Source organism: Flavobacterium sp. LC2016-13 (assembly GCF_009707955.1).
Taxonomy (GTDB): domain Bacteria; phylum Bacteroidota; class Bacteroidia; order Flavobacteriales; family Flavobacteriaceae; genus Flavobacterium.
This window is the reverse complement of record NZ_WMDQ01000007.1, coordinates 216406-228413: the sequence shown is the minus strand read 5'-3', so window position 1 is coordinate 228413 and position 12008 is coordinate 216406. Positions and strand designations below refer to the sequence as shown.

Annotated in this window: 8 protein-coding genes; 1 reads left to right on the top strand and 7 read right to left on the bottom strand. The window is 33.7% G+C overall.

The window, feature by feature from the left end:
* Positions 1-253: 253 nt before the first annotated feature.
* The 3 genes from GKZ86_RS15725 to GKZ86_RS15715 form a co-directional block, all read right to left on the bottom strand.
* Entirely contained in the window at positions 254-847 is a 594-nt protein-coding gene (locus GKZ86_RS15725) for a molybdopterin-dependent oxidoreductase (RefSeq protein ID WP_194632521.1), read from the bottom strand.
* Between the two features lie 11 nt (positions 848-858).
* A complete protein-coding gene (locus GKZ86_RS15720; protein ID WP_154784029.1) occupies positions 859-3420 on the bottom strand; it encodes a TonB-dependent receptor in 2562 nt (853 codons plus the stop codon).
* Between the two features lie 236 nt (positions 3421-3656).
* Entirely contained in the window at positions 3657-4004 is a 348-nt protein-coding gene (locus GKZ86_RS15715; protein ID WP_154784028.1) for a winged helix-turn-helix domain-containing protein, read from the bottom strand.
* Between the two features lie 265 nt (positions 4005-4269).
* Between GKZ86_RS15715 and leuS the strand changes: the two genes are divergently transcribed.
* Positions 4270-7200: a leucine--tRNA ligase gene (gene leuS, locus GKZ86_RS15710; RefSeq protein WP_154784027.1), complete on the top strand. Its 2931-nt coding sequence runs from the start codon at positions 4270-4272 to the stop codon at positions 7198-7200.
* A gap of 359 nt (positions 7201-7559) precedes the next feature.
* On the opposite strand, the gene GKZ86_RS15705 is transcribed toward leuS, so the two are convergent.
* From GKZ86_RS15705 to GKZ86_RS15690, 4 genes are all read right to left on the bottom strand, one after another.
* Positions 7560-9830, bottom strand: a complete 2271-nt coding sequence (locus tag GKZ86_RS15705; RefSeq protein ID WP_154784026.1) for a cation:proton antiporter — start codon at positions 9828-9830, stop codon at positions 7560-7562.
* 112 nt (positions 9831-9942) lie between these two features.
* Positions 9943-10662 (bottom strand): LytTR family DNA-binding domain-containing protein, encoded by a 720-nt coding sequence (locus GKZ86_RS15700; RefSeq protein WP_154784025.1) that lies wholly within the window; start codon positions 10660-10662, stop codon positions 9943-9945.
* Complete coding sequence (locus GKZ86_RS15695) at positions 10625-11386, bottom strand: sensor histidine kinase (protein ID WP_154784024.1); 762 nt, start codon at positions 11384-11386, stop codon at positions 10625-10627. Before GKZ86_RS15695 ends, GKZ86_RS15700 begins: the two co-directional genes overlap by 38 nt.
* A 128-nt stretch (positions 11387-11514) precedes the next feature.
* Positions 11515-11844: a multidrug efflux SMR transporter gene (locus tag GKZ86_RS15690; protein WP_154784023.1), complete on the bottom strand. Its 330-nt coding sequence runs from the start codon at positions 11842-11844 to the stop codon at positions 11515-11517.
* Positions 11845-12008: the final 164 nt, after the last annotated feature.

Genomic DNA, 12008 nt, shown 5'->3' with positions numbered 1-12008 from the left:
TGCTTAAATTATGTGGTAAAAATAATAAAGAATTTCTTTATTTAAAGTTAATAACGAACTTTTATACTATAAATGTACAATTTGATATTGAATAGTTAAGGTAATTTAACCGCAAAGTACGCAAAGTTATTTTTAAAGGTATTATTTTATAAAAACGCAAAGTTCGCAAAGCTTTGTGAACTTTGCGTTAAAAAATGAGCAGCAAAAAACCTTTGAACCTTTGAACCTTTACGTCTTTGAACCTCAAAAAAAATTATTGAACTTTATAAACTTCAATGCTCTTAAGCCAATAAACGTGTCGTGGTCCGGTTTTAATATCGTTTTTGCAGATTAAAACCATTTCTCCGTTTTTAACCGGTTTTCCATTTTCTTCAAAAAGTACATATACGTTTTCTCCTGTCGGATTATTAAAAATTTCTGCCCACGAAAAAGTCGCTTTATAATCGTCAGAAGCTCTTGCAACAATATAAAAGTTTCGGTCTTTATGATCTTGTTGTTTAATTTTTGATTTTTCTAAAATATCTTTTAAAAGAACACCTTTGCAGGTTTTAATTTCTTTTTTTACTTCGCCATTTTTATCCATTATTTTAAAATTATCAATGGTTGCCACTTTCATCTTTTTTAAAGAATCTACACTCAATTCCAACGGAAATTCAACATCACCTTTTACTTCAATTTGATGATTTACCAATTTTAAACTATCAGCAGCAGTTAATGTTTTGTGTTCGCTTTCTTTTTCAGTTGAAGCTGTTTTTTCAATTGTAATTTTCTCTTCTTTTTTAGAAGAATTACACATACTGCAGGAGAATGCTATAAAAAATATCAGGATGTAATGTTGAGTTTTCATGTAAATAGGTTTTAGATTTGTTTAATTTCCCAAGTTAAAGATAGATAATATAAACCGCCAATAGAAGGACCGCCAAGAATAGAAGTATAAGGTTTATTAAGAATATTGGTCCCGCCAAGTTTAGCAATGATTCCCGGTTTTTGAAAATTATAATTTACCTGAGCATCCATAGACCAATAAGACGGAACTACTCCACTGACTAAAAAAGAAACATAATCAAACTTATTTTGATAACGTGCTGTTGCACTTGCTCCGAAATTTTTCCAGATATTTTCTGCAATTAAGGTTCCGTTTACGTTAAATTCAGGTGTATTAAAACCATCTTCCAAGCCATCTTTATCATCAGTTCGATCGAGTTTGGTATACGTAAGATTTGTTAAAGCGGTAAAAGTTTGGTCAAAACGATATTTTAAACCTAAACTTCCTCCATAATTATAAATTTTACTTTTAGAATTTGTCCACAAACGATATCTGCTTTGTGTTGTTCTCGAATATAAAGCTGTTGGTATACTATTTGGATCTGTTGTGTTTGGAATACTGGCTTCGACCTGGGCAATAAAGTTTTTATAAGAGTTATAATAAAAGTCAACATCAATAAAAAGATTTCTGTTTAAAGCAGCACCTTTAAATCCAAATTCGAAAGATTTTACAAATTCCGGCTGCAAATACGTATACGGATTTTTTTGAATTGTGCCTTTATTCTTTTCAATTGCCTGCGCCTGGGTTAAACCGTTTGTATTGACATCGCTGTTTACCTGTGCCTGAAATTTATCTATAGAAGCTTTGGTATACGAATTCTCAAAAATACCATCAGACATGATTCGTAATCCGCCAACACGTTTTACACCGCCGGAATTTACATTCGAAAAACCTTCAAAAATACTCGGAAAACGATATCCGTTTTGGTACGAAGCCCTGAAATTGATCGTTTCTTTTGGAGAATAAACTGCTGTAAACTGAGGCGTGAATTTAGCCTCAAAATAATCGGCTTTGTCTACTCGTATCGTTGCGCCCAATCGCAATTTCGAATCAAACAAATCTTTGGTTATTTGTGTAAAACCACCTGTTTTTTGATACGTTAAATTTTCAGAATCACTTTTAGGATTAATAAAATAGTTTCCATCAGGAACAATAATGTACGTTCTGTAATCGAAACCGCTTAAAAGTTTTGCATCTATTTTTTCAAAGAAAGAAACAAAAGCTTTATCCCAATTCAACAAACCTTCGGCATGAATCAAAGTCGATTTTACGCGTAAAGCCGCGCCAATATCCCAATTATTAATGTCGATTAGTTCGTTTTTCTTTTGTTCATAAGCTTCGGTTCCCGGTTCAAATCGTCCTTGATCAGAAGTTGTTCTGGCAATTTTGTGCGCATCGGCAATTGCGGCTCCATTTGTTATTGCATTTTTATAAGCCGTTGTATAATCTGCAAACCATTTATCATCAGATTTATAAGCGCGATCCATATTTTCGGCCAAAGAACGAAGATTGTATGAGTTTCCGGTATTTTCGGTCGTTGCATATCCTTTTACCTGAAAAATGGGCGTATGATAATCGACTGTAACTTGATTTAAAGTATAATCGTCTAATCGAAAACGGTTCGAACGTTGGTAAATCGTATTGATTAAAGCTGTTTTATAGGTTACAGCCAATTCATGATCTTTTTTGGGACGGAAATAAAAACCAACATCCGCTTTATAATTTTTGATATCATAATCTGTAATATCCGTTTCGCGATAACCCGTTCTGGCAACAACATAATTTTTTCCATTTAAGTTTAATGTTTTTCGGTTTGCCGATTCGTTTCCGTAACCGTTTACTTCGTCATAAGCCGGATTATCATTGCCATATAAATTGGTTGAAGCATTGAGGTTTGGAGCCAAATCTGTTCTATCATCAGCAACCCAATCCGTTCCTCCGGTTGTAGATGCATTTACTTTGAACGCAAATTTTTCATTGAAAGCTTTAGCAAATCTCATATTAAACTGCGAATAAATTTTCGGTGAAAACCGATCTATATTTCCAACATGATTGACGCCTGTTAATTGCTGAATACTTACACCTTGATACTCAAATGGATTTTTGGTTTGAATATTTGCCAAACCATTTATAGCATTCATTCCGTATAAAGCCGCAGCCGTTCCGGGAATAATTTCAATTTTATCAATATCAAGATCATTCGCGCCGAGTGCGTTGGCAATTGGAGCGCCCAAATGCGGAGCCTGATTATCGATTCCGTCTACTAATTGCGCGAATCTCACATTGGTTGAGTTGGCAAAACCTCTTGTATTAATGACTTTAAAACCTAAACTTGGCGTTATAATTTGTACACCTTTTACGTTTTCTAGTGCTTCATAAATACTTGGCGATCCCATTTTTTTGGCTTCCGCCGATTTTAGCTGCTCGATACTAATAGGAGAACGCATGATTTTTTCAGATCTGCGAGAAGCTGTAATGACAACTTCATTAAGATCTTCTTTTTTAATACTGTCCTGATTTCTTTTAGAATCTTCTACTTGAGAAAAGCTTTTGAGGCTTATAAAAAGTAGTACTATGTAAAATCGTAATTTCATAATTAAACTAAAATTTTCAGTATGTTTTAAAATGAATACTGATGGTTAAAAAAATTTGGTTTTGGTTTGAACGTTCATTTTTTTTAAACACATAGTCCCGATAGCTATCGGGATTGATTTTAAAAAAGATGATAAAAAGAAACTAGTTTCTAAAACATAGATCTGCTATGTTTGTTAATGCAAGTGGAGCGCCTTTTTCCGTACTGTTAGACCTATGTTTCTATGTGTTTAAATATTTAAAATTTTAGATTTTGAGTTTCTTTGAGCGCGAAATCTTTAATGCGTTTTTCGACTTCATAAAAAACGGTAATGGCTTTTTCTCCGGCCTCGGTTAATCTTGCGCCTCCACCGCCTTTTCCTCCAAGAAGTTTTTCTACTAAAGGAATTTCCGCACGTTGATTCATTTCTTCAACTAATTGCCAGGCTTGTCGATATGCCATTTTCATTTCTTTTGCAGCATTGGTGATAGATCCTGTTTTACGAATATTCTCGAGCAGCCATACTTTTCCAATTCCCAAAAATGGACCTTCAGATTCCTGAATCCAAATGCGAACATCAATGTTGTATTTTTTATCGCTACTCATTTTATTCATTTTTAAGATTCACAAAAATAAGCATTAATATTGTACAGGTATTCTTTCATAATTTAATTTGACATAAACAATTAAGAATATTATCCCTAAGTATCAAAATGTAAAAATAAGTATTTTTACGTAATAAAAAATAAGTATTACGTTATTTTATTTGTTTGTCAACGAAATAGCTTTGGTACAAACGACAATAAATGTAAATTTGCGATCTTAAAACTTAGAACCTTAGTTACTCAGTAGCTTAGCAACTCAAAAAAAAATGAAATACAATCCGAACGAAATCGAAGAAAAATGGCAAAAATATTGGGCTGAAAACCAAACTTTTGCTGCAAAAAACCCCCGAAGCCTCGGGGCTGAAAAACCTAAGCATTATGTTTTAGACATGTTCCCTTATCCGTCAGGAGCAGGATTACACGTTGGGCATCCGCTGGGTTACATTGCTTCAGATGTTTATTCTCGTTTCAAAAGACATCAGGGTTTCAATGTTTTGCACCCAATGGGTTACGACAGTTTCGGATTGCCGGCAGAACAATATGCGATTCAAACCGGGCAACGTCCGGAAGATACAACGCGTGTAAATATTGATGGTGGTGTTGATAAAGAAGGAAAACAAATTGCAGGATACAGAAAGCAATTAGATAAAATTGGTTTTTCATTTGATTGGAGCCGTGAAGTACGAACTTCAAATCCTGACTATTACAAACATACACAATGGATTTTTATTCAATTGTTCAATTCATGGTATTGCAGAAAGCAAAATCAGGCATTTGACATTTCAGATCTTGTAAAAGTTTTTGAAGGAGAAGGAAATGTTTTGGTTGAAGCAGTTTGCGATGATAATGTTGCCATTTTTACTGCTGCAGAATGGAATTCGTATTCTGAAGATCAGAAAGAAAAAATACTATTGCAATATCGTTTGACATATTTGGCAGAAACAGAAGTAAACTGGTGTCCCGGTTTAGGAACTGTTTTGGCAAATGACGAAATTGTAAACGGTGTTTCTGAGCGTGGAGGTTTTCCTGTTATAAGAAAAAAAATGACACAATGGAGTATGCGAATTTCTGCTTATGCCGAACGTTTGCTTCAAGGTTTAAATGATATCGACTGGAGTGAGTCCATTAAAGAATCTCAAAGAAACTGGATCGGGAAATCGGTTGGTGCTTTAGTTAAGTTTCAAGTTTTAAGTTTCAAGTCTCAGGTTGATGCGCAAAGTGATGAAACTTTAAACGTGAAACCTGAAACAGATTTTATTGAGGTTTTTACAACAAGGCCTGATACTATTTTTGGAGTTACTTTTATGACTTTGGCACCAGAACATGATTTGGTTGCTAAAATTACAACTCCGGAGCAAAAAGCAGCGGTTGAAGCTTATATCGAAAAAACAGCAAAACGTTCTGAACGTGAGCGTATGGCTGATGTAAAAACGATTTCGGGAGTATTTACCGGCGCTTATGCTGAACATCCTTTTACAAAAGAACCAATTCCAGTTTGGATTGGGGATTATGTTTTGGCAGGTTACGGAACTGGTGCTGTAATGGCGGTTCCTTGTGGAGACGAAAGAGATTATGCATTTGCTAATTTCTTCAAGGGCCAAAACGGAATGCAGAAAATCAAGAATATCTTCGCCAATGTTGATATTTCTGAAGCAGCTTACGGCTCGAAAGACAATGTTGAAATCGCAAATTCTGATTTCTTAAACGGTTTAAATTATAAAACGGCAACTCAAAAAGTTATCGAAGAATTACAAAAAATAGGTCAGGGAATCGGAAAAACAAATTACCGTTTGCGTGATGCTGTTTTCTCTCGCCAGCGTTATTGGGGAGAACCTTTCCCGGTTTATTATGTAAACGGATTGCCAAAAATGATCGATGCACAACACTTGCCAATCATTTTGCCTGAAGTTGAGAAATATTTACCAACCGAAGATGGTTTGCCTCCGTTAGGAAATGCAACAATTTGGGCTTGGGATACAAAAAACAATGAAGTTGTTAATACTGATTTGGTTGACAATAACGAAATTTTCCCTCTTGAATTGAATACAATGCCAGGTTGGGCAGGAAGTTCTTGGTATTGGATGCGTTATATGGATGCACACAACGAAACGGAATTTGCAAGCAAAGAAGCCTTGGCTTATTGGGAGAATGTAGATTTATATATTGGAGGAAGCGAACACGCAACCGGACATTTACTATATTCTCGTTTCTGGAATAAATTCTTAAAAGACAAAGGTTTTGCTCCAACCGAAGAACCATTCAAAAAACTGATCAATCAGGGAATGATTTTGGGTACGACGGCTTATGTTTACAGATTGGAAGGAACAAATACTTTTGTATCTAAAAATAAAATTGAAGGTCAAAATGTACAGCCAATTCGCGTTGATGTTCATTTTGTAAATTCTTCAGATGAATTGAATATCGAAAAGTTTAAAGCTTGGAGAGAAGATTTCAATACTGCTGAATTTATTTTTGATGAAAACGGAAAATATATTGTAGGTCGTGAAGTCGAAAAAATGTCGAAATCATACTATAATGTTGTAACACCTGATGATATTTGTGCTGAATATGGTGCTGATACATTACGTTTATACGAAATGTTCTTAGGTCCGTTAGAGCAGGCAAAACCTTGGAATACCGCTGGAATTTCTGGAGTATTTGGTTTCTTGAAAAAATTATGGAGATTGTATTTTGATGAAAATAATGGCTTAATCGTAAACAACGACGAACCAACAAAAGACAACTTAAAATCGTTGCATAAAACCATTAAAAAAGTGGCAGAAGATATCGAGAGTTTCTCTTTCAATACGTCTGTTTCTCAGTTTATGATTTGTGTAAATGAATTGTCTGCTCAAAATTGTCATTCAAGAGCAATCTTAGAACCGTTAGCGATTTTGGTTTCGCCTTATGCACCGCATATTGCGGAGGAATTATGGTCACAATTAGGACATACAACTTCAATTTCTGAAGTTCCTTTTCCGGTTTTTGATGCGAAACATTTAGTGGAGACTAATAAAGAATATCCTGTTTCTTTTAACGGAAAAATGCGTTTCACAATCGAATTGCCTTTAGATTTAACGGCAGCACAAATCGAAGAAATCATTATGAAAGATGAAAGAACACAAAAACAATTAGACGGAAGAACTCCAAATAAAGTGATTATTGTTCCTGGAAAGATTATTAATCTTGTTGGGTAAAAATCAATTTTTTAAATATTCAAATTCCAAATTCCAATTCTTGTTGGGGTTTGGAATTTTTTGTTTTCAAAGCGTAGTAAGTAAACCTGACAGGTTTTATCCAGAGGCTTCGGGACTGTCGGGTTTGTAGTAGACAAAGTTGTGTCATTTCGACGGAGGAGAAATCACATACAGAGAGCAACGAACCATAAATCCATAACGTGACTAAACAGACGGATTCAGCGCATGTGATTTCTCGTTCCTCGAAATGACACAACTTTGTGCAGAAATAGTAAAACAATTAAAAAACAAAAATCCCAAACTCCAAATCTATAAAGATTGGAATCTGGGATTTTTTATTATTTAGAATTTAAAACTTCTTATGGTTTCAAAATCAATACCGAAGGTGTATTATTTAACCATGTACTTTGAGATTCTATTAATTTTTTCCAGCTGTCTAAACTTATAATCATTAAGTTTTGACTTTCTAAAAATTCTTTTTTAATAGTTCTGTCGTGCATAATCATAATATGATTTGGGGCAATTTGTTCGATTGAGCGTATACTTTCCTGAATATCGCGTGTGTTTTTTACTTCACCGCTGGCATCCAGAACCGTAATTTGAGAACCATTATTATTGATTAATTTCTTAGCGTAATCAATTAAGAAAGAATCTTCCTGAGTAAAAATTGGCATAAAAATCTGGCTGACATCTTCTAAATCTTTATCGATAAAAATTCCGACAGGCATTTTTGTTTTCGCAATAATATGTCTTGTTCTTTCATCAAAAGGAGAATTTTCGAACAAACCTTCTTTACCTGTAAACTTATCGATTAAACGATCCGGATTTACGATTCTGGTTGTAAATCCAAGGATTTTTCCAAGTAACGTTCCATCAAAAATAGATTGTCCTAAACCAACTAACAATAAATCGTATTCGCCTTGGTTCGCCGTATCAATAATATCAGTATCGATATCATTTGTTACTTTAAAAACACTCACCATATTTTGGTTCAAACGCTCTGATTCCTGAATAACCGGCACCAGCATTTTACGTTCGTGGTCTTTAATATCAAACGAATGTATTTCTGTACTTAAAGACAAATGCATTGCTGTTACAATCGAATTGTCCGGTTGTTTTTTAACCAAACTATTGGCAATTTTCAATAACTTTTTTCCTCTTTCAGGAGTTGCAAACGAAAGCAGGATTTTGAATTTGCTTTTATTTCCGATTTCCTCGGGAATTGCTGTTATTTTATCTTTAAAAATATATCCAATAAAATCTAAAGCCGGTCCTGTCATAAAAGTAGTTACCAAAGCCATAATAACCATCATAGTAAAGATTTCAGTAGAAAGAACTCCTAAATCATATCCAATATTTAAAACAACCAATTCCATTAATCCACGAGTATTCATCAAAGCTCCGATGGCTAAACTATCTTTCCAGTTCTGACCCACAAATTTTGCAGCCAAAGCACTTCCCAGAAATTTTCCGGTTACTGCAACAGCAATAATTACTGCAGTAACTTTCCATAAATAAGGATCGTTCAATAAACCTATTTGTGTACGTAAACCTGTAAATACAAAGAATAATGGTAATAAAACAATAATTGAAACGTCTTCTACTTTTTCGATAAAAATATTTCTGAATTTATTGTTTTCCGGCATAATTGCTCCGGCTAAAAACGCTCCAAATAAAGCATGAATTCCGATTAACTCAGAAGCATACGAAGAGAATAAAAGCGTTAAAAAGAAAATTGCTACAACAGGTTTGTTCAAACTTTCGCGAGTTGAGTTTAAATCCCCTACTCTTTTTAAGAACGGACGAACTATTTTCAACATAATAATTACGTATAAAATAGCTAAACCTATTACATATAAAGCACTTGTGAATGAACCTGCTTTTACAATTGCAATTACAACTGCTAAAATACACCAAGCCGTGATATCATCTGCAGCGGCACAAGTAATAGCAATGGTTCCGAGTTTTGTTTTTTGCAAACCACGTTCCTGTACAATTCTGGCCAAAACCGGAAATGCCGTTATACTCATTGCAATACCCATAAATAAACCAAAAGAAGAAAATGCTACTCCTTGTGGGGCAAAAGTACCGTATATAAAGTAAGCGAAAGTTAATCCTAAAGCAAACGGAATTACAATACTGGCGTGGCTAATAACGACTGATTCGTGAGCTTTATTTTTTAAAACTTTAAGATCCAGTTCCATCCCGATAACGAACATGAATAGTATTAAACCAATCTGACTTAAAAATTGTAAGTTTCCTAAAGATTCTTTTGGAAATAAAGCGGCTGAAAATTCAGGAAAATACATCCCGACCAAAGAGGGTCCCAGAACAATTCCGGCAATCATTTCTCCAATTACAGATGGTTGTCCGATTTTTCTAAAAACCCATCCAAACAAACGGGCTACTAAAATGATTGTGACAATTTGTGCTAATAAAATAGCTAAAGGATGTTGCAGGTTTTCAACCATCGAATGAAGAAAGTCATTCCAATGATTGCTTTCTATCTTTTTCTGAATAATTCCGCGACCTACTTCTAAAGAGGCACCTTTTGAGATTACCCAATATATCAGAGCACCAAAACCTCCAATAATTGTTACGTAAAACAAAGAGTTTTTTATGTTATTCATAACTTCTTTTTTAATTAATTGCCGCAAATATCAGAACTGATCTTCAGGTGAAAAAGTAAATTTACACCTAATTTTCAATCTATGTAATAAGTCGGAAAAATTTTGTAATAAGTTATAATTTGACCTTTGCTAAAAAGTCAGAACGATAGGTTTCACTCAAAATTAAAGCGCTGTTTTTGTCATTTTTTTCTAAATGATTTAAAACAATTTCGTTATGATTGAAGAATTTAATTGCCTTTACCGCTACGATTTCTTTTTTGTTTATACGGCAAAAATCTGCTTCCGGTAATTCTTTCAGAAGTGTATCAAATTTAATATTTTTCAAATTCAGGAAAGTACCGTCAGCCAGAAGAACTGTTTTATCGCGGCTATCGCTAACAGCGGTTTTGATATACTGAATTTGATTAAAATACAATAAGGTTTTTCCCTTATCTGTATTTAACTGCATAAATTTTTTAGCCGAAGTTGGTTTATGAAATCGTTCAAAAGCCTTTGAGATCGCTTTTTGTAAACGATCCAGTTTTACAGGTTTTGTAATATAATCTACGGCATCAATATTAAAAGCATCAGCCGCATATTCTTTATAAGCCGTACAAAAAATAACCAATTTGTCTTGCAGCATTCCGGCCAGATGCAAGCCATCCATTCCCGGCATTTCAATATCAGAAATTAATAAATCAAAATCGAGATTGGGAATTTCGGCCAATAGTTTTTCAGGATTATTAAACGTTTTTACGATTTCTACTTCAGGAATTTGTTCGCAAAGCATTTTAAGGTACGTTAATCCCGGCAACTCATCGTCCAGTAGCAAGCATTTCAGTTTTGTATTCAAGTAAATCTATTTTTAGATGAGCTATATAAATATCATTTTCTACAAACTTATCAAGCTTGAAGTTATTTTTATAAATGATTCTCAAACGGTGTTCTAATGTGGCGTGGCCAAAACCGCTTCGTTCTTTTTTTAATACTTTTTTATCTGATATTTTATTCGAAACCGTCATAAAAAAAGCGTTGTCCTTAAACTCAAAAACAACCGAAATAAAAGCATCGGCACTTTGTAAATCAGCATGTTTAAAAGCATTTTCAATTAAATCTATCGAAATTAAAGGCGCAAGCAATGGCTGTTCGTATAGTTTATCGTCTTTATTGATGTTGGTTTTGATCTTTAATTCGAAAAGCGGGCTAATTTTGATTTTATTGATTTCGATTAAATTCAGTGCAAAATCAATTTCTTCTTTAGCTGTGACAAATTTCTTTTTGCTTTCGTATAAAATATAATCTAAAACGTTCGCCAGTTTATCCAAAGCAAAATAAGTCTGATAAGCGTGCGACTGAATCGAATTTAAAATATTCTTAAAAAGATGTGGATTCAGTTTTGATTCTAAATTCTCTAACTGCAAATCATTCACCTTTGCTTCGAGCGCATAAAAGCTCTTTTCGGCATCGTCTTGTGATTTTTTAGATTGCATTAACTGGTACACCACATAACAAATGATGACAATAAGCAGAAAAATAATCGCTAGGAATATAAAAGTAATGGTATTGTTTTCTTGCATACTTTAATAAATTATCATTGAAAATTTATCTGTAAAAGTAGCTATTTTTTTTACCACAGATTTTAAAGATTTCCTGATTTCTCAAATTATCAGAAAATCTGTGAAATCTGTGAAATCTGTGGCATTTTTTAGTGACTAGAAACAAACTTCAATCCAATAATTGAAGCAATTAAAGTCGAAAGAAAAAATATTCTCCAAAAAGTAGCCGGTTCTTTAAAAATAAATATTCCAACTAATACAGTTCCAACAGCTCCAATTCCTGTCCAAACGGCATAAGCAGTTCCTATTGGTAATATTTGTGTGGCTTTATACAACAAAAGCATACTGATCGAAAGGCATACAAAAAAGCCAATCATCCAATATGTAGAAATAATTCCGGATGATTCTTTGGCTTTTCCCAAACACGATGCAAATCCAACTTCAAACAACCCGGCAATAATTAGTAAAATCCAATTCATTTTCTTTTCCTTTTTTAAATTAAATGCAAATATCAGAAAATATCGCAGAACTAATATAAAATATACGATTTTTCCTAAAAAATACTTCGTTAATTAATGTTAACATAAAGTAAAAACCCAAGTGATTGTTTATGATTTATAGCGCTTTTCACTACATTTGCAAC